Source organism: Clostridium sp. LS, assembly GCF_002760435.1.
In the GTDB taxonomy this organism is placed as follows: domain Bacteria; phylum Bacillota; class Clostridia; order Clostridiales; family Clostridiaceae; genus Clostridium.
Window position 1 is genome coordinate 1 of sequence record NZ_AUUU01000097.1, and the last position, 22,830, is coordinate 22,830.

Annotated in this window: 27 protein-coding genes; all 27 read right to left on the reverse strand. The window is 31.4% G+C overall.

What is annotated here, in order from left to right:
- Positions 1–335: 335 nt before the first annotated feature.
- A complete protein-coding gene (locus COL3_RS19585; protein WP_035283822.1) occupies positions 336–566 on the reverse strand; it encodes a hypothetical protein in 231 nt (76 codons plus the stop codon).
- Between the two features lie 15 nt (positions 567–581).
- Positions 582–1,499 (reverse strand): hypothetical protein, encoded by a 918-nt coding sequence (locus COL3_RS19590; protein WP_143327552.1) that lies wholly within the window; start codon positions 1,497–1,499, stop codon positions 582–584.
- Positions 1,500–1,549: 50 nt separating this feature from the next.
- Positions 1,550–1,768, reverse strand: coding sequence for a hypothetical protein (locus COL3_RS19595; protein ID WP_008426073.1), 219 nt, complete (start codon positions 1,766–1,768; stop codon positions 1,550–1,552).
- Complete coding sequence (locus tag COL3_RS19600; RefSeq protein WP_008426074.1) at positions 1,768–2,250, reverse strand: hypothetical protein; 483 nt, start codon at positions 2,248–2,250, stop codon at positions 1,768–1,770. Before COL3_RS19600 ends, COL3_RS19595 begins: the two co-directional genes overlap by 1 nt.
- A 12-nt stretch (positions 2,251–2,262) precedes the next feature.
- Complete coding sequence (locus COL3_RS19605; RefSeq protein ID WP_008426076.1) at positions 2,263–3,261, reverse strand: hypothetical protein; 999 nt, start codon at positions 3,259–3,261, stop codon at positions 2,263–2,265.
- Positions 3,262–3,273: 12 nt separating this feature from the next.
- The gene (locus COL3_RS19610; protein ID WP_008426080.1) at positions 3,274–3,537 is read right to left on the reverse strand and encodes a hypothetical protein; all 264 of its coding nucleotides are present in this window, start codon (positions 3,535–3,537) and stop codon (positions 3,274–3,276) included.
- A 19-nt stretch (positions 3,538–3,556) separates the two neighbouring features.
- A complete protein-coding gene (locus tag COL3_RS19615; RefSeq protein WP_008426082.1) occupies positions 3,557–6,340 on the reverse strand; it encodes a hypothetical protein in 2,784 nt (927 codons plus the stop codon).
- A gap of 20 nt (positions 6,341–6,360) precedes the next feature.
- Positions 6,361–7,584: a hypothetical protein gene (locus COL3_RS19620; protein WP_008426083.1), complete on the reverse strand. Its 1,224-nt coding sequence runs from the start codon at positions 7,582–7,584 to the stop codon at positions 6,361–6,363.
- Positions 7,585–7,640: 56 nt separating this feature from the next.
- Complete coding sequence (locus COL3_RS19625; RefSeq protein WP_008426085.1) at positions 7,641–8,708, reverse strand: hypothetical protein; 1,068 nt, start codon at positions 8,706–8,708, stop codon at positions 7,641–7,643.
- Position 8,709: 1 nt separating this feature from the next.
- On the reverse strand, positions 8,710–9,282 hold the full coding sequence (locus COL3_RS19630) for a hypothetical protein (protein ID WP_008426087.1): 573 nt from the start codon (positions 9,280–9,282) through the stop codon (positions 8,710–8,712).
- A 14-nt stretch (positions 9,283–9,296) separates the two neighbouring features.
- Positions 9,297–9,665 carry a hypothetical protein gene (locus COL3_RS19635; protein ID WP_008426089.1) on the reverse strand — a complete coding sequence of 123 codons (369 nt, stop codon included), beginning with the start codon at positions 9,663–9,665 and terminating at the stop codon, positions 9,297–9,299.
- Positions 9,658–11,187, reverse strand: a complete 1,530-nt coding sequence (locus COL3_RS19640) for a hypothetical protein (protein ID WP_008426092.1) — start codon at positions 11,185–11,187, stop codon at positions 9,658–9,660. The genes COL3_RS19635 and COL3_RS19640 overlap by 8 nt, the downstream gene beginning before the upstream one ends.
- On the reverse strand, positions 11,184–11,564 hold the full coding sequence (locus tag COL3_RS19645; protein ID WP_008426095.1) for a hypothetical protein: 381 nt from the start codon (positions 11,562–11,564) through the stop codon (positions 11,184–11,186). Before COL3_RS19645 ends, COL3_RS19640 begins: the two co-directional genes overlap by 4 nt.
- 22 nt (positions 11,565–11,586) lie before the next feature.
- The gene (locus tag COL3_RS19650) at positions 11,587–13,605 is read right to left on the reverse strand and encodes a hypothetical protein (protein ID WP_008426097.1); all 2,019 of its coding nucleotides are present in this window, start codon (positions 13,603–13,605) and stop codon (positions 11,587–11,589) included.
- A gap of 48 nt (positions 13,606–13,653) precedes the next feature.
- Positions 13,654–13,875: a hypothetical protein gene (locus COL3_RS19655; RefSeq protein WP_008426099.1), complete on the reverse strand. Its 222-nt coding sequence runs from the start codon at positions 13,873–13,875 to the stop codon at positions 13,654–13,656.
- Entirely contained in the window at positions 13,844–14,260 is a 417-nt protein-coding gene (locus tag COL3_RS19660; RefSeq protein WP_008426100.1) for a hypothetical protein, read from the reverse strand. The genes COL3_RS19655 and COL3_RS19660 overlap by 32 nt, the downstream gene beginning before the upstream one ends.
- Before the next feature lie 155 nt (positions 14,261–14,415).
- The gene (locus COL3_RS19665; RefSeq protein ID WP_008426102.1) at positions 14,416–15,297 is read right to left on the reverse strand and encodes an Ig-like domain-containing protein; all 882 of its coding nucleotides are present in this window, start codon (positions 15,295–15,297) and stop codon (positions 14,416–14,418) included.
- Between the two features lie 4 nt (positions 15,298–15,301).
- Positions 15,302–15,721, reverse strand: coding sequence for a hypothetical protein (locus COL3_RS19670; protein ID WP_008426103.1), 420 nt, complete (start codon positions 15,719–15,721; stop codon positions 15,302–15,304).
- Position 15,722: 1 nt separating this feature from the next.
- On the reverse strand, positions 15,723–16,061 hold the full coding sequence (locus tag COL3_RS19675) for a hypothetical protein (RefSeq protein WP_008426105.1): 339 nt from the start codon (positions 16,059–16,061) through the stop codon (positions 15,723–15,725).
- A gap of 5 nt (positions 16,062–16,066) precedes the next feature.
- On the reverse strand, positions 16,067–16,432 hold the full coding sequence (locus COL3_RS19680; protein ID WP_008426107.1) for a hypothetical protein: 366 nt from the start codon (positions 16,430–16,432) through the stop codon (positions 16,067–16,069).
- A complete protein-coding gene (locus COL3_RS19685; RefSeq protein WP_008426109.1) occupies positions 16,432–16,719 on the reverse strand; it encodes a hypothetical protein in 288 nt (95 codons plus the stop codon). The genes COL3_RS19680 and COL3_RS19685 overlap by 1 nt, the downstream gene beginning before the upstream one ends.
- 21 nt (positions 16,720–16,740) lie before the next feature.
- Positions 16,741–17,787: a major capsid protein gene (locus tag COL3_RS19690; RefSeq protein ID WP_008426111.1), complete on the reverse strand. Its 1,047-nt coding sequence runs from the start codon at positions 17,785–17,787 to the stop codon at positions 16,741–16,743.
- Between the two features lie 74 nt (positions 17,788–17,861).
- On the reverse strand, positions 17,862–18,257 hold the full coding sequence (locus COL3_RS19695; protein ID WP_008426113.1) for a hypothetical protein: 396 nt from the start codon (positions 18,255–18,257) through the stop codon (positions 17,862–17,864).
- A gap of 29 nt (positions 18,258–18,286) precedes the next feature.
- Entirely contained in the window at positions 18,287–18,898 is a 612-nt protein-coding gene (locus COL3_RS19700) for a phage scaffolding protein (protein WP_008426115.1), read from the reverse strand.
- A 180-nt stretch (positions 18,899–19,078) separates the two neighbouring features.
- Positions 19,079–20,530 carry a phage portal protein gene (locus tag COL3_RS19705; RefSeq protein ID WP_008426117.1) on the reverse strand — a complete coding sequence of 484 codons (1,452 nt, stop codon included), beginning with the start codon at positions 20,528–20,530 and terminating at the stop codon, positions 19,079–19,081.
- Entirely contained in the window at positions 20,530–21,882 is a 1,353-nt protein-coding gene (locus tag COL3_RS19710) for a PBSX family phage terminase large subunit (RefSeq protein WP_008426119.1), read from the reverse strand. Before COL3_RS19710 ends, COL3_RS19705 begins: the two co-directional genes overlap by 1 nt.
- The gene (locus COL3_RS19715) at positions 21,875–22,543 is read right to left on the reverse strand and encodes a terminase small subunit (RefSeq protein ID WP_008426122.1); all 669 of its coding nucleotides are present in this window, start codon (positions 22,541–22,543) and stop codon (positions 21,875–21,877) included. The genes COL3_RS19710 and COL3_RS19715 overlap by 8 nt, the downstream gene beginning before the upstream one ends.
- Positions 22,544–22,830 lie beyond the last annotated feature (287 nt).

The window sequence follows — 22,830 nt, forward strand, 5'->3', positions numbered from 1 at the left end:
TTCCCACTTACTATTATAAGGGTTATTATTATCAATTTCTTATACACATTCTCTACTTTTCCTACAATTTTTTTATAATTTATTTACAAAGTGAGATATTTCCTATTTTAGACAGGATTTAATGTACCAAAAGCACTTGTTAAGTTCTTCATGTTTCTCTTCATCCATATCCTTAGTACATAATAAATTTATTTGTGCTCGTTATGTTCTCCAATAACATTTCCATTTTTACAAGTCTTTCTCAGATCTTTTGAATTGTTTAGATCTGATTCACACCCTCATCGCTTTTTAATCTTAAGTAATATAAAAAGAGAGACTGAAAGACCTCTTTAATATCAATAATGAATATTACTAGAAAGATTTTTAAATCTGTTTAAGATTCTTTCTTTCGGTATTCTCTCAAATTTTGAAAAATAGTAATTATTAAGATCAAGTCCCTGTTTAACTGTGGATCTAAAACCACCCACTATCACATCACTAGGTATGACGTTCCCACTCTTTTTTATATTCCTTACGGTTCCTAGAATGCACCCTTTATCAATAATTACACCATTATAGTTTGCCATAGCAATTCACCCCGCTTAATTGTTTGTCTTAATTGCGATAAGGGATGGAGAAATGCCATTCATATAATATATACTAGTGGCTATCCCTCCTATACTTGTATAGCTAGAAAATAACCATTGACTAAGGTTAAATACTTGGTAAGTGTCTGATCCGATAGTTATAGTATCACCGTTGATAATATTGGTTGCGGGAAGTGCATATAATCCAGTCAATACTCCAAGTGGACCGGTGTTAGATACTCCCGTACCTCCATCTCCCGTAACTGTAATCGGACTTAATAAATATAGCCCCATTGGGTTTGGATTTGCATTATTTAAATTACAATTCGTATAAGCATATTGGTTATAAAGCGCGTTTGATCCTTTATGCCAATATACACGAGCTACCGTTGTGTTATTACCACAATAAATATTACTACCGATTATAAATTGATTAGTGTAGTTTGGTCCCTCAATGTTTGTAGTAGGATTTGGATAACCAATGTATAAATAATGTGGATACGTTGTTGTTGTTGCTGAATTTCTTTGAATGACAATTAATATTCTATAATCCAACACATCAACAAAATAATCGTATAATGAAGTTGGTGCCGAATATATTGAATCAACCGTAGTAAACCCCCAAGATGCAACTTGTCCCCTGTTTAAAAAGGTCCCATTTACATTTGGTGTTGTGCTTGGCGTATAATCATCCGCTAACCAAATATTAAGATGATTCCCTCCGTTTCCTGTGGATGTACTTGGCGATGTTACCGCAAGATTTATACTTTTTAACTCTAAAACTACACTTTGATTTTTAGTTCCAATCGGTGGACTTTTAAACACATATCCATCAGTCATGCTTGAAACATCCCATTTATAATCATTTGTTTTATTACTTGAAATCTCTACCCAATTAGATCCGGCACTTATAATCGCATCATGGATCGCCATAAGTAATTGTTGTTTTTGAACTGTTCCTTTTACTAACATTGTTTAACCTCCTATTCCCCTAAATATGTTTCATAGAATCGTATTGAGTTTTGACATATAATGTTTAATAAGTTTTGCGCTTGATTTAAGGAATTATCTTGGGCATAGTCCCAACTTACGATCCTTTGCATCCTTAAAACATCAATCACTGAGTTATAATCAGCATCGAGCACGGCTTCGCCCCCTATTATTTTAGTAAATAACATTATAAATTCTGTTTTAGTTAACATTATACTTCAACCTCCAAGCCTAATATTTTTAAATTTAGTACAACCGGCGCATTTAAGTTCCAATTTGTTATCTCTGCATGCAGCTTATTTTTAGTATTCGGATCTTTGTCCTTATACGGTATAAATACACTATCTGTATAATGATTTACGTGGCCCGTATCATATAATAAAAATCCATTTTGTATTTGATCCTTGATTTTAAGTTGAAAGTTACTTCCATCCTCAATATCTAAATATACGGTCGTAATGATAATTGAATTTTCCCCCAAGTCGTAATCTCTTTGAATCGTTTCCCCAGCATTTAATGAAATAACATCATTTATCTCCATGAATTTAAAGCTCCCTTCCGTTCCATTTTTACCTCCGGAATAATTAATAATTGCCTCGTAAATCTGTTCACTGCTCCAGGTTGTTGACCTTGAAGTTTGACTATCATCTAGTACAATAGTAGCACTAGTGTTTACACTAAAAAATTCACTCATTAAACCTACCCCCTAACTAATAACTAATTGAAAGTCTCTAACACTGAAATTGATGCTGGCTGCATTTTTAGTGACTTTCACATATATCTGTTTTTCCTCTCCAATAGCAAAATCTAACGTTAAGGTACTAGAGTAAGTTATTCCATCTAAACTAAGCTCTATTAAATCACTGCTGCTTGTTTGCGTTCCAACCACTATGCCTGTATAAGTTGTACTGCCTATATTTTTAATACTTATTATTTCATCGAGATCTTGAAGAAAAGCAGGTGTTACATTAGTTACCACATTGCCTAAATAAATTACTTCAAAATCATAGGGACTAATTACCCACACATCACCATAACCAAAAATTAAATTATCTGTGGTAAATAAAGTAGATCCTTGCGGATCTTTAAATATTAAATGACCATTTAGATTGTTAGAATCTAAAAAAATCCTACATTCCATAGAAGAATCAAAGGTTCTAGTTTTTATTAAATTATTGCTAGTATCATATAATTCACATATTGTATCTTGAGGAAAGTTTTGAAGGGTAACATATGGACTTCCATATAACTTATAGCTATCAAGAATAAATCCTTTCTTATTAATTTTATCAAATCCTTGTTTAGTTAAAGTATCAGGGAAGCTCATCCCTCCTATATTCGTATAATTTATGCCATCTGAACTAACATAAGCCTGTACATAACCACTTTCTCTTAAAATTTTCCAATATTTATTTTGAGTTTTTACATCCTCATCTTTAATCCCAAAGGTGCAGTTACCATCTCCTAAATATACCATTGAAAAATCACCATTTTCCATATTATCAAAATTTTCTTTTTTAACTTCTATTAAGAAATCATCAAAGGGAAAAGGTCTTTCGATTCTTATATTATCAGATATTAGCTGCAATTTTCCTGTTGATATATCTCTAGTAATATTAGCACTGCCAGCAAAGTCACTAAAAGGAGAGGCTAAGAAAAAATTCTCAGCCTCTAATAAACCATCTTTAACTTTTAAAAGTTTCATATGGTGTCACCCCTATACTCTAGGTTGCATGATATAGTCATATGGTACAAACTCCACTACTTGAACATTCATAGTTCCAATACCTGAATTTATTAATATCTTTGCTTGCTCTAAAACATCATCATAACAATTAGATGAATATGCCATTATAGAATTTCCTTTACTATCTGTTTCATTACCATAATTTAATGTAGCTAAATTACCATTCTGAATTATACCCCATTCCTTTTGTCTTGGCTTTTTAAAATCAATTCTGCTTGCTATTGTTGTTGACATATTTATTACCTCCTAAATTTTATTTTTTTAAGTTCTGAGTTTCTATATAATAGTGTCTCTTGCATTTAAATTTATCTATATCTCTCATTAACCGTAATTTAAATAATGGATTTTCAAACCATCTTTCTACATCCATTGCTTTTGGGTTTCTCCATAATGGAACTATATTATAATGATGATTTTTCATGTATTCTAATAAGTTGCCTATTAACATACCAATAGACTGTAAGCCATTGCTAGTATCTAAGAAATATACTTTCTCAGCTTCCCATCTTATCCATCTATACGCTCTCTCATAACTTGTATTTGGGCATGAAGTCGACATAGAATACCAATCATAGAGCAATTCCATAACAAATTGTATACCCTCTTTGCCTGTACAATTTAACCAAGCTTGCTTATTATGGTGCCATACCATGATTAATATGTTTACTAAATCTAACATTATTTCCACAGATACAGCATGAGGTGGTATATTCCAATCTATCCCCCAGCCTTTACCCCATTCTATAGGATGCTGATTATATCTTAGGTATTCATAATTAGGATTAGATAGTAAGTCAGCCATTTCCTCATAATCTCTATTAGGAACTATTAAATGATCTATTGGTCCTTTTTCATCTAACCACCACCATCTTTTCGTGATTTCAATAAACTTGGTTTTTTCTTTATCTATAGGATTATAATCTTTTACTAGATATACTTCATTATCATTCCATATAGGAGTTATAGTTACATCTAATAGATTTTTCTTTTGTTGATGGTAAATAGGATATAATTGTAGTTTCTTTAAGTAAAGCTCTCTGAGTTTAAAAGTTGGTACTATATTTAACTTATTTAGATACTTTGAATTTATTCTAAATATAGGAGTTAAGTTAAGTTTATCTAAATAATTAGGGCTAATTCTAAATGTAGGAACTACATTTATTGGATTTAGGTACTCTGATTGTATTTTAAACATAGGAGCCATACCTTTTTTATACATCAATTTTATTTTCCCCTTAAACATTGGAACCGTTGTTATCTTATAATATAATCTACGTTTATCTTTATTCATATATTTTAAGTTAACATAATCATAATATTTAAAATGTTCTTTGTAGATGGATTTTATATTGATGTAATCACAAAATGAGGCAAAGTTTTTATCCATTAATTTTGTATTAATATAATTACAATACTTCATCTCTGCTTTATTTAATAACTTATTAGTCAATCTATCAAGCATATTAGAACTGTATATAATCGCTTCTTTTGATTTGTAAGAATCTAAATAAGGAGTAAAAGGCGTAATGCTTAATAAATTAGATCCTTCAATTAATAACTCCCTATATCCTTCAATATAAGCTTGAGATACATGGTCTGCCCCCAATTCTTTAGCATCCTGTTGATAGATCGGAGTTACATGTTGATTACCTAAATTAATTGCACGATATTTATTTATGTTTATGTTACTAAAATCTCCTAGTTCCTTATGATCCTCTTTGTAAATAGTCAATTCTTTTAAATCAATTAACTCCTTACTTAATTCCTCATTTATTAATTTTAAAAAATGAGATAAAGATTTAATAGTTATTCCTTTGTTAACTATCATTACATTTAAATCTGATAATTCCTTGTGTTTTTCTTTATTAATATCATGTTCTATAGTATCTAAAATAGCAGCTTTTTCTTCCTTAACTAATAAGTGTTGTATTTTGGATAATAAGTAATTATTACTACTATAGCTTATATCCTCTAAAGATATGTCTAATAAATTTTTATTATTTATCCATGACCCAATAGAAGATACAGTTAAATTTAATAAACTTTTCTGTATCAAAAATTTACCACTATATAAAGATACTTGCCTACTTAAGAATTTCGAATTATCACATTCATTTATAAAAGATAAATTTCTCTTTTCTAAAAGATTTATTTTATTAATATTATCTATTTCTTTTGATTCAATTTTGGTAACAGGTATTTCACAAGAAATAGAATAAATATCTTTAATAGTTAATCTATCTAATAGAAATTGATAAGATTTATTGAATATAGAATAATATCCATATCTAGACATAAACTTAAAATATTCTTTAATCTTATTAATTTTTTTATCATCTGTGATTCTATCAATATAATTAGAGGTTATATCCTTATCTAACACCTTTTCTCTAATGTAATCATAAAATTTTTGATTATTACCAAAAAATATATCATTAGCAACCTGTGGCTTATCTAATAAGAATGACGAATTGTATATAACTAATTCACGTCTTTTTAAACATTCTACTAATGGTAGCAAAGGTTTATCTAACAATGACTTTAAAGGCCTTTGAATCTCAAAATTTAATGCTCTTGATTGATTTATACCTTTTAATCTTTTATTATCTAAAAGCTTAGTTATAACATTGTTATCTAATTCTCTTAAATTATCTATAATATAACTCCTATTTTTTATTGATTGATACATTTCTACCATGAGTTTAGTATTTAAAGGCTTAGGAGTATTTAGAACAAGAGGCATATTAGGTCTAATATCTAATAGATTCTTATCCATTACTATATAACAATCTATAAAGAGTTTTTCCCTATCTAGTATTTTATCTTTTGGTATTACATTAGATTTTTCATGTTGTCTCTCTAAATCTAAAGAGTTATTCTCTTTTCCTATATCCACAGTGGATGGTGAAGATCTATTAAGATACTTATCCTTACTCTTATTTACTAGAGTAGCTGTATCATAATTAAAAGTAGCACTAGAAAGAGTGTCCCCTGCATACTTAACATTACACAAGGGAATCATTGTATACAAGGGCATTTATACCTCACCCCTCATTCTTATTCTGTAGTCTTATAACACCTAATAGCTATAGCATAGTTAATGTTAGAACTATTATTTAAGAAATTATAAGGAGCAGTTATAGTAAATTTCTTATAATATTCTTCATCTACAGTATCTTTTTTATATGCTAATTTATCCATATCATATATAGAACTAGCATCCCCAGCTAATACATTAATCATCTTACCTCTTTCCATATCAACTGGATGAACTAAAGTTATATCTGAGAATTGGTGTTTCTTATGGTTCCAACGGCTTCCTTCCACGTTGCACTTATCCATAAATGGGTTAGTAGCATAAAATGCAGGATAATGAGGTTGATAAGGCATACCAATCTTGTTAGCTATCATACATACATCTGTTATACCAGTACCAGTTCTTTCACCATAGGCTTGGCTATATGAAGGCTGCACATCTGAACTAGTAGTGATACCAAAATTATATATATCATCTGTTGTAGCTGAGTCTTCTACTGGTTTTAATGCTCCAATATAAGCATAACTAGTAAGATAATTTGTGTATGGAGTAACATCTGCAGATGGATCTCCTCTTAACACTAAATTAATACTATCTTTTGTAACATTAATCCAATATTGTACAGGTAAGAAATCTTTTATTCCTGATGGAATAGTTCTGTACCAAGATAATCTATGATTATAGTCTGGAGCTATGTCTAAATCATCCCCTGCCGAATTTAAACTGCTTGATATTTGCAGCACTATATTATTTAGTGAGCCGCTTTTTGTTTTTGCACTTACATAATCATCATAGCTTCCACTCTTAGACCAACTTGTACTAACTCCAGCCATCATTTCTAATACTTGAGCATCAGTTCTATGAGCAACACCTCCATTTCCAGTACCATACGTATGAAAATTATCAAAATCTTGTAATGCTTTTTTCTCTGCTACACTTAAATCTGCACCTAATCTATCTATCTTTAAATAGAATGATTTCCCATTAGATGTAGTTGTTTTTAATATACATCTATCATTATTGCTACCAACTGTAAAAGTTGTCTTAACTAAAGAAGTAGTACTACCATCTGCAATTAGGTCAATTGTTGAGCTTGAACCTGCTGAACCAATTTTACTAATAGATGATGGGTAGACTAATTCCCAATTATAAATATCTGCATTTTGAGTAATTTCGGTTACTAGTGAGTTAACTAAATTTCTTACACTAGAACTACCTTCCACATAATAAAAATTTTCTGACATTAAAAATTCCTCCTTTTTGTAATCAATACTAAATAATTTCTTATCTGTTCTATTTGTTAAGGACTAATAAATAGTATTTGATCTGTTCTATCGGTTATTACAAGTGTATTTAAATTTATAGAACAAACTCCTATTATATATGTCCTATTGGTAGATAGAGTTATATCATATTCTTTAATTACTTTTATTCCTGTACTATCTTTAGTATAAATTTTAACATTAACCGGGTTATTTAAAGGTGTTGGGTTAAAGTTGTGAATGTACACATCTAAAATATTATGACCTTTTACTGATAATATCTCAGGATTAGTATTATCCAAATGAGACTGAAAATCCCAATTAAGTTTAAATGTATCATCTCCTATATCTTTATTATGATACCAAACATGGGTTTTATTATCGCTCCAAGTGTGATTGCCATCAATAAAGCCATGTAAGTCTATATCTGCATGGCTTATCTCCCAGTTCATTTCTACTGCAACGTCCCAAGGATTAGTGATATTATCCACTGAAGGAATACTCGGATCGGGTACGGGTGGTGGATCAGGAGGTGGTGGGAGTTCCACTTTTTCTAAATACTCCAAATCTATTATGGTTTGCCTACTATTACCACTATTATTATCTATAGTAAAATTTATAGGTGTATTAGCATTAACTAAGTAATAGGTATTAAGGTATTTATGTTCCCCTAATTCCTTTGTAAAAGATTTATTTATAAGAAGTAATTTATTCACCTCTAAAGTATACCTATCCTCTTTTTTCCATCCGGTTTGGTTAAAATGAAATCCTGTGATATAGACATCTTTCTCAAATTTAAAAGTCTCTGTTATGGATTGAATAATTGGGGGTACATCCATTATTCTACCTTCTATTTTTTGTATACCATTTACTTTGTTGTTATTGATTATTATGCTTAAAGCCTTTGTTATTTTTTTGTATTGCTCAGCAGGCATTAAATCTTCTATCTCTTGGAGTATAGCCTCAATATTATTTGTAGTAATCTGGGGATATTTATCCTTTAAAGCTCTTGCAATTAATGCCGATATATCATCACCAAACAATTTAATAAATTCATCAAAGTTAATCACATATCTTGGGACTGGATTATTAGACTTATTAGTCATATCAGCCCTCCAATATATTAAAGTCTACCCATATAGTACGGTTAGACTTATCATCATCACTGTAATTGTAGATAAACTCTATTATCTGCCCACTCTCAACAGGATAAAACACATTAAAGAATTTATGTTCACCATATTCTTTTGTCCTAACGTTTGTAAATAATTTATTACCATTTACCACCAAATCCCAACTGTCTTTAGGGCTCCATGCACTTAGAGTATAAGTAATACCCGTTATTTGCCCTTTAGCAGGTACAGTAAACTCTATAATGTTATTTTGCTTAGTATCACTAATATACCAACTTTCTAACATTCTGCCATATATTTTCTGTACACCACTTAATCCTAAATTGCCTGTTATTCCATCTAATTGAGCTCCTAAATTATTAAGAGCCGTAATTAAATTATTATAGTCTATTCCCTGTATTTTATTAGATATATCCTTTAACAGGTTCTCGATATCAGTAGTAGAAAAGGTCATCCCTTGAATATCCACATTTATACCATTCTGCAAATAATCTTTAAGAAGTTCGGACAGTTCATCAAAATTAAGGACATAACTTGGAACACTCATTTTTATCACCTGCCTTACTCTATATCTATTAATTTAACCTTATTATCTGAATCTCTGTGCAGTACAATTTCAAAAGTTCCATCTGGATTCTCTTGTCTAATATAATCCACCTTACCATCTGCACCTCTATGAATTATATGTCGCCATACATATCCTTTAGCTGAATTATTTTTACCATAATGAATTTCAGTTACCTTGTTGTCATCTCCCCTAATTAGCTCGCATGGGTATTCCGGCAAATCTGGATAAAATGGCGGAATTACATTGGCATTTGTACTTCCTCCATTATTACCATTTATAATAACCTTTTGATTTTTTTGCTGCTGCAGCCTCTCAAATATGGTTTTGGTTGGCTGCATAAAGTCTCTAAAATAATTAGACACAATCCTTCAACTCCTTTAACCTATAAAATCTAGGGGCGTTGACGCCATACTCAGAATCCATTTCAATTACTTTAACAAAATAGCCACGATATTGCATGGCAGTAGGAGTCATATTAGAGATAACACTCCCCCATACCTCAAGTATTTTATTATCTCCCAAATACCAGCCCATTTCATGACAGTCATTAGGCCAAGCCACTATGTCAGCAGGCTTGACTTGATCTGCTGATATTTCATCACACCATACAGTAGTTATAGTCCCCTGGTCAGTAGTTAATTCTTCCTCTGATCTCATCCCTAAATCTATTAAAGTATGAGTAATTAATGCCTCATCTACCATCCCCCACTCACCTTGATCGGTCCTATAATATTGATTAGGATTAAAAGGAATATTTAGATATTTCATAGCCTGTGCTATAATTGCATCTCTAAGGCCTTTACAATCTATCATATCTCCTAAATATTCAATATTATGAGGATGTATACATTCTAAAGTCAATTTATCTATATAGCCTTCAGCTGAATTAAAGGTAGTAGTTAATCCAATGACTCTATATACATCTGTATTATCATCAATGGTAGTCTGAACCACCTTATCCACATCCATGTCTATATTACCTTCTGCAGTTACAATATCTTGGCTGGTTGCTCCTCGCCACATGAGTACTAATCTTTGGTGTGCAATATTTTGAGCCACACTTTGATTAATAGCAAGATCTGATTCTACTATCTCCACATCATCCCAGCCATTTAAATACTCAAGCATTTCTTTATCTGTAAATACCCAAGATAATTTGCGGTCTTCATTACTGTCATTTTTAATCATTATAGTTGGTTTTAATTTTGAACCAGCTATTGTAGTTGAGGCACTTACTATGTGCTGAACTTCATCATAATTAAAGTCATACCCGCTGGTATAATCAATATAAGAAGGTTTAACTCTTATAGTTCCATCTTTGTCCGCTGAAATTACAGCATCTAAGCTTTCACATAAACTTACTATTGCATCATAGACATTTTGGCCATTTTCTATGGTATATTCATTTAATAAAACAGCTCTTCTTACCACTTCAGGATCTATATTCACATTAACATTTAATAGACCTGCCAACATTACTATGACGGTAGTATTATACGTCTCTGTATAAGTAACCTTAGGCCTAGGATGTACATTTAGTCCTCTCTTTAACAAGACACTGTCATCATGAAGCGTTAATTCAACGATTTGATTATTGCTGTTTATCTTATAATTCATCAGCCAGCCAGTAAATTGAATTTTATTATTTATATATATTTCTATTTTGTTCATTGGATCAGTGACTACATTTTCATCATTGGTTATAGATTTTCTAACAAAAAACTTATCTCTAGGTATACCGTCACAATTTAACCTACACTCATTAACATTGGTGCCAGATCTTCTATCTATATTAATGTCAATAATATAATCTGAAATATCTATAGGCGGACTTAAGGATTTATTTCCATTTTTCCATTGATTTAAAACCTTGAAGTCATTCATATGCCGCTCACCTCACAGTTACATAGCATTTCTACTGCAATGTAATAAATATCTGCTTCTATGGGCATGTCTATATCCATGCTTGGCTCGAGTCTTCCCGTATAGGTGTATCCCCACTCATCTTTGAACTTAAATAAATCACCATAATGAATTAGAAATTTCTTATATGAATCTTTCCCGCAATCTATAATATTAAAAGCTAAAGTAAACCTTATTTTAGTGTCATTTTTCCCATTAATGGTTTGAAATCTTGTATTTCCTTTTAGTGGCTTGTTTTTTATAGTATTAAAGGATGGAAGGGGCGGTTTATAATTAGTAACAACACCATTTACCTCTGATCCATCCTCATAAAATAATTTTGGCTCATTATATACCAACTTAGATACCTCCCTTCTACCTTTATAGTCTCAAGGCATCTGCCATAAACTCATCTACCATGCTGTTTTTTATAGCATTTTGCGCCATGGTCTTTAACTCACTTGTAAGTTGTGCTGTACCTTTTGCTCCTGTATCCGCTACCGATATATGCATTGTTATATTTGGCGTAAAGTTAAACTGCTTTGGATTACTTGTACTAAATGCTGCACTGCCGCCATAAGCTCCACTAAGAGCCATATTATTAAGCCCGCTAAATTCTGGTTTCACATTACCTAAATCTTTAATCTTGTTTGCAATTCCTGAAAACTTAGTAGCTATAGCACCTTCTTGATTGTCTATTCCTTGTATAAGACCTTCTCCTATAAAGCCACCATATTCTGCAAAAACTTTTGATGGAGAATTTATACCTAATAGTCCCTTAAATTTATCAATAATGCTAGTTCCTATATTACTTATAGACGACATCAGACTATCAATGCCTCCTGTTAAACCATTAACCAAACCATCAATAATAAATCCTCCAAATTCAGCAAATACTTTAGAAGGAGAATTTATACCAAAAAAATCTTTAAATGTTTGCCAAATTTGTCCACCTAACCATGTAATAACTTCCCAAGCCTTATGACCAAATTCCTTTATCCCATCAACAAAGCCATCAACAATATTACCAGCAGCTTCCTTAAAATAGTTCACTACACCTTGAAAATAGGCTTTTAACTCATCCCAATGTTTAATCACCTCATAAACTGCAAATCCTATAAGTGCTATTGCTGCAATAACAAGCGCCACCTCTGGGGTTATTATTCCTGCAATTTCAGCAAATACACCTGCTGCAGCTTCAAGGGAATCAAAGGCTCCTATTACCTTTTTAACGACTTCTATGACTTTTTCTACAGGTGCTATAATTTTTTCTGCAACGGAAATAATTTTTTCTAATATACTTACAACCTTCTCAAGCTTGCTGAAATTACTTAAAAAATCCTTAATTGTTTTGAGAATTTCTATGACATTTTTAAATTTTTCTATCCATCCTTCCACAACTTCAATTATCTCTTTTACCTTTGAGATAAATGGATCTAATGCTTTACGTATAGAAGCTAATACCCCTGTAGACTCTTCAGCTTTTTCAGCTGAGTCTTCAAGCTTATTTCCTAAATCTTCTGCGGAATCACCTGCTTGTTTTGTAGCAGTTGTAAGTTTTCCACTAAGTTCTATCGACATATTTATAGAAATTTCTTTAAGTGAATCTAAAGCTGGCTTTAATTCTTCATTTATTGTTTTTGCTAAAGCTTTAGCCTCATAATCAATGAGCTTTAAAGCTGCTGCAAACAAACCTAATGGTATAAGGCATTGCTCAATGCTCTCCCTTAATGCTGTTAATGCATCTTTTAGGTTATTTACTTGAATAGTATCTGCCTTTTCTGCTTCTGTTAATTCTTGAATTCTATTTGTAAGCTTTAAAACTGCATCTGTGAGTAATTCTATTTTATTTTTCATTTCGTCAAAACTTGCACTTAAGGCCTTTGCTGTCTTTGAAGCCTCTTCTATTGTTTTAGTTAAATTTCTAAATGCTTCTTCGAGAATTCCAATTTTTGAAGCTTGTGAAATTAAGCTGCTTAAAGCATCATTCACTTTCATTATTTCATCATAAAGCAAAGTAAAGATACCGCTTTTCACCAAGTCTTTCACCTTATTTAACGCATTAACTAGATCCTCTAAAAGTACTTCAGCAAGATTTTTTACTGCTTCCATTAATTCAATTATGGCTTCTTTTAATTCCGATAAACATATTTTGAGTTCCATAATTGAAGACGCAATACTTATTACCATATTACTTACAGCTACAGCTGTATCTTGTAGACTTATATTTAAGTTCTGCGCCGAAAGACTTACTTCATCCATGGTATCTCCAACAGCTATAATAACTTCACCGCTGCTAGCAAAACTCTCTAGATCTTCACCTGCACCTCTTAAGGATTCGCTAAAATTCGATGTATCCAGCTCAAGATATGCAATTGCAGATCCTACATTTATTGCCATACTATTTTCACCCCCTTTTGGGTTATATTATGTCAATCTAAAAAAGGCTTAATGCTCTTGCGCCTTAAGCCAATTTATAATTTCATCGTTATTTGTATTCTTTTTCTTATCATCATCTTCAAATCTAGGCTCTCTATGATTTTCTTTGCTGAGCTCATTTAAAATATAAGTGCAGCATTCATCAAAGCAAAAGGCTTCATAATCATTGGTTATTCCTATAATTTCTGATGGCCTTTGTTTATACTGTTTGCTTATGGCTAGTATTGACATTATCCTTTGACTTTTCACGAAATTTTTCTATCTCTTTTAACCCGTTTTGAGTGTAATTAAATAATGCCACAAGCTGTTCATCAGTTAATTCTAAGCCTACCTCTTCTAAATCCTTAATAGATGGCTCTACAAGAGCATTTTCAGCCATTACAAACATAACCTCTGTAAGCTGCTTTAAGTCAACACCTGTACTAGCTTTTTTCCCATAAAATAATTCTTCTGCAGCACTTAATAATTGGTTAGGAATTACCCCTCTTTTTGCTAAATTTAAAAGAGACACTCTTTTAACTTTTGCATTAAAAGGTATCTCTTTCTTAAATCTAGGTAATTCAATCACATCATATTCCGCCATTTTCTTCAAATCTTCAATTTTAGTAATTTCCATAAATAATCTTCCTCTCCATTATAAATAACATTTTTCTATTTATAGCCCTCATAAAAACATCTTGACTCAACTACAATTGTTTATTGATAATTTATCAATTAAGCACTAATAATTTCATCTATCAATTCCACAACCAACCTCTAAATTAAAATTATTTATATAGTTGTGAAATCTACACTAATTGGTGTAGTTGTTCCACTTCCATCTAATAGAGCAATTGCTTTGGCTTCTGCTGTATAAGTTACGCTTCTTTCTATGCTTATTGGTATAAATGTAACTATCTTTTTAGTGTTGTCTATAGTAACATTTCCATCCACTATAGTTCCATCAGCTTTCTTTTTAACTACAAAATGTATATTATCTACCTCATCTTGATTAATTTCCTTCACAAAAGTCCATTTAATGTTCGTAGTTATTTCTACTCCAACATCTGGGTTACTATTTGTTACTGTTCCACCTACTACTCCCCCCATGGTTTGATTACCACTTGATGGGGGTGTTATGGGTGTAACTCCTCCCGGAATACTCGTAACGCTCTCTATATCAATTGCAGTTTCACCTCTAAATGGGATAGATTCTGCTTCGAATTCAGGAACTATAAAATCACCATCTTTTATTTTGTATTTAGGCACTTTTCCTTTACAATGCTTCCAGGTAAATTTTGTGTATCCTGTAGTTCTACTATAATCCTTTTCTTCAGTGTATACCTCTAAAGTAAATAAATCCTTATCTACAACTTCCCCCGCTGGAATTGAAGTATAGTTACCTCCAGAAATGGTACCTCCATCCACCAGCCTCATAACATCAAGATTAAAAGTGTTATCCTTTAATTTTAATTTATACCCTATCGCTATATCCTCTGTTTGATTTATTCCCAGTATTTTGTCTTTTACTCTTAGGATATCTCTTTTTCCAGCACTTAATATTGGTTCTACATCAATTTCACTTGCAGTATCTCCAATATCAAACTGATCGCCTGTAATTTCATTTTTTACAATGCATTTTTTAACATTTACCAAAGTTTTTCCATTCGCCATGTTATTACCTCCTCAATCCTTTAAATTGTTTATATTCTATACTTGTTGCATAAGCTTGTACTTGATCATCTATAATACTTGGAGTTTCATTGCCTGTTGGCACCAATTCATCTATATCCTTTATGGCTTTTTTTATATTTTCAACATAAAATTCCATAGTAGAGTAATTGCTCATTGGATGATAAATTATGATATCAAATAATTTATATCCTGCTACATTTCCAGCTACTCTAAAAGTGCCATTTTCTTTTATGACTACATAACTATTCTGACACTTATCTCGCTTTTGCCCTGGTGAATATACTTCATATCCAAGCTTTTTTAAGTGCAAATATATTTCTTGCCATAAGGTTTGCGGAATTGTGCTATTTATTAGATCATCCTCCAATATATCTCCAGGTATTTTATAATTAAAGCTTGCCATATTAACCTCCCAGCAAATTATCCATATTTCTTAATATTTCTGGAGAAAGTTTATCTATTGCTGGCTTAAGAACTGCATACCTCTTATCATTAGCTAATTCCAAATTTACAAACTCCTGCTTATTACCAGCAACATAAATAATACAATTATCGCCAGTCCACTCCTTACCGCTTTCAATTTCATTAGCTAGTTCTACTGTTTTACTTGAATAAGATAAATTATCTTTAACTTCTTCTTCAAGTTCTTTTGCTGCTATATCTCCATAAATATCTATAATTTCTTTAACCTTCGCTTCAAAATTACCTAAGCCAGTGATTATATTTTCAATATCAAACTCCATATTTATCACATCCTGCTTAACCACATATCAAACACTATATCTTCAATATTTCCTGTATCAATTATTTTAAATTTAATATTGTCTAATATAAAATAATCATCCTGTTTTATTTTCTTACTTTCGTCATTATAAGAAATCAATAATTTATCATAATATTTACTATTAAGAGTTGCTGCTTCTCTAGAGCTTAAAATCATCTTTGATTCATCTCTATAATAGTAGCCTTTTATGGTGCATACATATAATTCTTCTAAATTTTCCTTATATATATCTGGTCCACATCTTAATATTTTGATTTCCTTTAATAATCCTTTTCTATCAAGCTGCTTATATATTTTTTCACTTATTTTACCTCTATTTAGTTTAGCCATCAGTACTCATCAGCTCTTTTCATATTGGTTATATAACCATTGCTCATAGATTCAGCTTGAAATTTTTCTGCTAAAGTAAGCCAATATTCTCTGTTTGAACTGAGCTTTATTCCCGCAACGTCAATTTCATCATCAGCTGCTGCCTTTAAGAGACAGCCTTTGTTAGCTGCTTTAAAAACATCATCATCATTAGCTGCTAATAATAAATACAGTTCCTTATCCTCAAAATAAGGATATTCATTTTCTTGAAGATAAAATTTTAATAATTCCAAAGGTGTAAGTGACATAACCTTTCACCTCCCTCAAATTTAATATACAGTTGCAAATAACACTTCATCAGCTCTTTCAAAGCTTGGTATAACAATTTGAGATACCTTTGTATCTACCGTAATTGGATCTTCCTTTACCATTGTTGTTATTGCAATTGCATCTTGCACAATAGCCGTATCAAGCTTTCCACTTCCATAAATTTTGTCATATTCTTCTGGGGTAGTTCCATAGACAGTATAACCTAAAGTAGTTCCACTCATAAGTGTTATTTTTCCATCTGTGTAATATGGTTGAGGATCTAACCCTTCTTCTGGAATATAGGTTCCATTTTCTAAGAACACAATATTTAATCCAAGTATTTCTTTGCAGAAATTAATATAATCTTGCTCTGACAATATTAAGCTTGAAGCTGCAGCACCAGAACGCAAATGAGCTGTAATGGCGTCATTAATTCTAAAGGTATTATTAAAAGTATTTTCAGTTAATAACACAGTTGTTGGCTTAGGATAATTATCATCAGTTATTACTTTTTGGAAGGTCTTAATATCGCTTACTATATCTGCTTTTGAATCATTCCACTTTGTTCCACTCACCACGATTTTGTGTGCAGCTGGTACACCATAATCTACAACTATGTCTCCATCATTGCTTGTAATATTAATTATTCCATTTTGAATTAATGAAGCTCTCATTCTCTTTGTTTGAATGTTAGCCCCTTCAATTAATCCCGCATAATTCTCAAACAATTGTGCCGCTAGAGCCTGTACTAAATTCTCATTATTTCCATTAGCAGCATTAATTAATTCTCTTCTCTTTGATTCAGTGATCCCAACCCCTTCTTTAAAGAATGGCATTTCTTTTCTTTGCACATCTATCGAAGCATTTAACGCCCTAATCTTAGTAGCAACATCGAAAGTTGACATTTTTAAGGCTACAGCCTTTTTTTTGGCACCTTTTGCAAACTCCAATTCTGTTCCTAATTGCTTTTTATTAGGGAATAACGCCTTATCCGCACTTTCTTCAACTGGAAGTTCTCTCATATATAAAGCTATGTTACTTGAATTTATAAAATCTTTAATATCCATACTGTAAATGTTCCTCCTCTTTATCATATAAATAACTTAGTTTAATTAGCAATTAATAGTTAGTTTTATTTTCATTAAATAAATAAAATTTGTTTTAATGCAATTCTTTCTGCCTCTTTACCGCCAGCTACAGTTGATTCTTCTGTAAACTTAACGTCTGCTTCATATAAAACACCGTGTAAAAATATTGGTACAACCGCTGTTGCACTACCTGTGTTTCCATCAGCTGACACAGCTCCTTTAAAACTAACATCCTCGTATACAACACCATAAGCATCTGATGCATTGGCCGTAGTTGTTACAGCCTTCCCACCCTTCGTAAGTAAAGTTCCAGCTTTTAGTACCTCATTGGAATCTAATAAAACTGATATATCTGATTTTTTAACCTTAACTGGTAAAGCAATAAAATGATCACCAGCTGCTGCTCTAAGTCTCCCTTGAGCACCAATTGAATAACTTGATTGTTTCATTTACTTCTTCCTTTCTACACTTTATTTTTTCACTTGATAAAATTAGCAATGCCACTTCCCTGCATTGCTGCTTTTTCTTTTCCTAGTTCTGCTGCAAAGTTCCTTTTCTCTCCAAGGTTAGGACTCCCGCCACCAGTACTAAAGGAGCTTGTTCCTTTTACTTCTTTTTCAAATAAGTAATCACGTTCCTTTTTAATTGTTTCCATTTGCTCCTTAAGTCCTAATATATTTTCTCCGTCGACCTTGAGAGCTTCTTTGTTTAATAAAGTCATAATTAAAGTCTTATCTTTTACATTAAAAGCATCTAGATTTTTCTCTAAAAGATTATTAAAATTAATATTTTCCAATTCTTTTTCGTAGCTTTCCTTTTGATTTCTGCTTTCATTTTCAAGCTCTATAATCTTACTCTTTAAATTTTCAATATCACCATATTGATTTTTTAGTTCTAAGATTTGCTGCTCTCTTTCCATAGCCTGCTTTTTATAAGTCTTAGACTCTTCATTCACCTTATCAAAGCGCTGTTTTGGAATAAATGGTCCATTAGAAATATCTTCATAATCCTTATTTTCAAATTCCTTCTGCTTTTCCTCTGGAAGCATTTTAAATAGCTCTTCTCCTATAATCTCCTTTAATTTTGCCATTATTATCTTTCCTCCTTCTCTATCTTCGCTTGTTTACATGGTAGCGTCCATGAATAGAGTTTTTAGGTTTGTTCTTTAACGTCTGCCCCCCTAAAAAAGACGAAAGAATGCGAGATTTTCATAGTCTTGCGTACCAAAAATATGTCTACTTTTGGTAAATATATACTTAATTGAGGTATCTTATCCCTTCAATTGAGTTTTTTCTTGCAAAATTTCGTTCCATTCTTCCTTTGCATCTTCTATATCTGAATAGTCTTTTATATAAGATTGGTGTGATCTTACTCCACTATTCACTTCTGACATAGCTAAAGTTTTCTTTTCACTGGTATCACTTTGCAGCGGATAATTATGATCAAACAATGTAGTATATTTTAATTGATTCCAACTCTTACTATATTTACTTGGATAGCAAACTGGACTGGCTTCTTTTATGAAATTAAATAAATTTATAAAAGCTGGTGTCCAATCATTCCATTTATCTTCACATCTTGCAATTAAATCATTATATAAATATGACATAGCTTTTGCACTTGGTATATTGTTCAAATCGGCTAATCTAGGCATGTCCATAGCAAAGTTAAGATCTGCCTCCGTCCTATCTAAATAAGCTTCAACAGCAGCATTATTGCTCATATTATATTCTAATCTTTGGACCTTAGCCTGTTTCCCTGATTCCAATAGTTCATCTCTTGTCCTCACTGCATGCAGAGCGCCTGGAGCTACAATAAACTTATTGACATCTTCTTCCTTACCATCAATAACTGCCTCTGAACCATACATTTGAAATCTTAATGCATCCCTCACATCTGAAATTGTTTTGTTATATTGAATTTGAATATCTATTAATTCATCAAGATCAGATTCACCAAAGGAATCATTTAATTCCCCGCCATTTTTAATTAACCAGCATGGAATAGTTGAAAATCCTGTATTAACGTCTATTTTTAAATTTTCTTGAAGCTCTAGATTCCTATAAGTTTCTTTTTTATACCAAGCTTCAAGCTCTTTAGTTTCTTCGTTAGTTTTATAATAGTAAGTATGAAGATAATAAAGCTTCTCTAGATCTGAGGCTTTATATACATTTTCTTCATCTTCCTCAAAAAGCACTACATATAAAAGCTTCCCATTTTTTTCTTTATAATAAAAATTTTCTATAGATTCATATTTAATAGCTATTTGAGAATTTGGATTAGCTTCAACTCTGAGAAGAACTCTTTTTTTAATAGTTGCTTCCAAAAATGCTTTTTTAGTTGTTGACCAAAAGAAATTATCGTCTAATACATCTTCAATAAATTTCCTAAGCTCTTCACAATGTTCCTTATCCTGTTTATTATCACTTTTAAACTTAATAGTTGGTTCTACTCCAAACATCCATCTAGCTTGTTTTTTTAGAAGTGGTTTGACTTTATTTCTTATATCTTGAGTAGGTTTATAATCACAATTATCGTTAGTCTCCCAGTTTTGTCCCAAAATAGCCTTGTCCTCATAAACTTTATTTACTGGAATTATACTTTTGCCTTTGTAAAATATATAATCTTTTCTTACTCTTTTTCTTTCATACTTCTCAACTTCTGGTAAATTGAATAATACCTCTTTTATATTTTTACTTTTATCATCATAATCAAAATACATTAAAATACTTCCCCTCCTCTTTTATAAGAATCATAGCTACTAAAGTTAACTATTCCTCTTCCTTTTTTATAAACTGAGTCATCATATTTTAGATCAATGTCACTTCTAAGAATTGTATAAATAAAGTATCTTACTGCATCCATACAGTGATCTTTATCTTTTAGCACACTTTCAATTCCATGATCCAGCTTCTTAGGATCCCAAATATATGAACTAAACTCCTTTAAAGTTTCCCTGCATATATCATTAACATAAAATAAGCCAAGATTTAAAGCATTAGATACTGTTCTTATCCCATCTAATACATCATTCTTAGCTTTCATAACATTCTTAAAATTATCATCCCTAAGCTGAGCAATAAAGCTGGCTGCACTTGGATCAACTATTATTTTTACCGGAATAATTGTCCCCAGGAAATTCCTTAACTCTTTAGAATATTGCACATCTGATTTTTGCTCCTTTGTGGCTTTTCCACTGTAATAAAATTCCTTGACTATATACCATTTATTTTCAAATAATCCCCATAATAAAAATACTGTTGCATTTTGAGTTCCATAATCGATACTCACATAATACTTCTCATACTTTCTAGGAATTGCTTTAACCTTGTGGATATCTTCATTAAACATATCATAAATAATGCCTTCTGCAAGAGACCATAAGCCTAAAATATATCTTCTATAAAATATTCCCGAATACATTTTTTTATATCTAGCCTTAACTTTTTCACTGAGCGACAAGTTGTCTTCCATGGTAAAATGTAAATGTATTGCATTTTTTTCTTCCAACCTATCTAAATATTCAATCTTAAACCAATGATATGGCCCATCTGGATTGCAATTAAACCACATTTTCGAGCCATCTACTGAGCATCTAGCAGTTGCCTGATTCACAAAAGATTGAGGCATTAAAGCAACTTCATCAAATAAAACACCGGCTAAGGTTATTCCTTGAATTGAATCCTGTGAGCTTTCATCTCTACCACTAAATAAATAAAAATCATTGCTTCTTCCATTTCTTGAAATAGTCAAATAATTTTCATTGGAAGATTTGCGGTCTCTACATTTATATCCCCTGCCCTTAAGCATTTTTTTCAGAGGTTTTACAACATTTCTTCTTAGGGAGCCTATTGTCTTGCCACAAAAGGCAAAGTTTTCTCCATGAAATTCTTCTGTTGCCCACATAACAAAAGACAGGCTCATCACAATAGTTTTGCCCGCCCTTACTGAACCATCTGCAATTAATATATCCTTGTCCTTTACAGGAGATTTCTCATTCCACCAAGTCAAAACCTGAAGCTGCTTCTTTGAAAAAGGCTTAAATTTAAAATTCTTTTCTATGTGTTTACTCATCCTTCCACACCTCATTAACCTTATCTTTTAAAGCCTCTAGGAATTTATCATCTTCAATCTTATCCTCTTCGTCAGTATTCGCCTTATTAATCTCTGCCCTTAATTTATCATTTTGAAGTTTTTTATTTTCAAATTCTAACTTAGATTTGGTCTCATCATCAAGTAAATTACAATGTTTAGTAAGAAAGTCTAAAGCCTTCATCTTATCATAAAGCTTAAATTTAATTCCAGTTGTACTTTCAGATATTTCGCTAATTAAAGTTCCATCTATTTTACTGCTGTCTCCAAGCTTTATATAAGTAAATTTTTTAGTCATTACTGCACCATCATCGTTATATTTTGGCTTTCCATCCTTATCAAAAAGTGGAATGTCCTCTTCTCCAAACTCTAAAAATTCAGTTATATCTGCAAAAGCAATATCAATATATTTCTGTAAAACTCCATATTTTAAAGTTTCTTTATCAATCTCCGCTTTCGTTAATAACTCTATTTTTTCCTTTACCTTAGGATTTGCAAGTAATCTAGATCCACAAGCCATTGCAGTTTTATATGAACAATTATAAACCTGCTTATAAGCCTTGGTTGCATTAAAGCATTTACTATATATAGTGCAGAAAAGTTTTTGCTTATAGTTTAACTCTTCATTTGGTGCCCTAGCCATACTCTTCCTCCCTACTTTCTTCTCTGATCATTTTTAAAACATTCTGCTAAATCTCTTTCATGGACCTTATTAAATGGAAAATACAATAATTTCATTTTTTCACATTCTTCTCTGTATTGCCCACATAACACTGGAGTTCTAGCACAAACTATTTTCCTTCATAACAAAAAGTACCTAGCCTATAAAATGAAACTAGATACTTTTTGAAAAAGGGTATTTATGAGAGGAAACTATCTTTTGTTCCCACTTACTATTATAAGGGTTATTATTATCAATTTCTTATACAC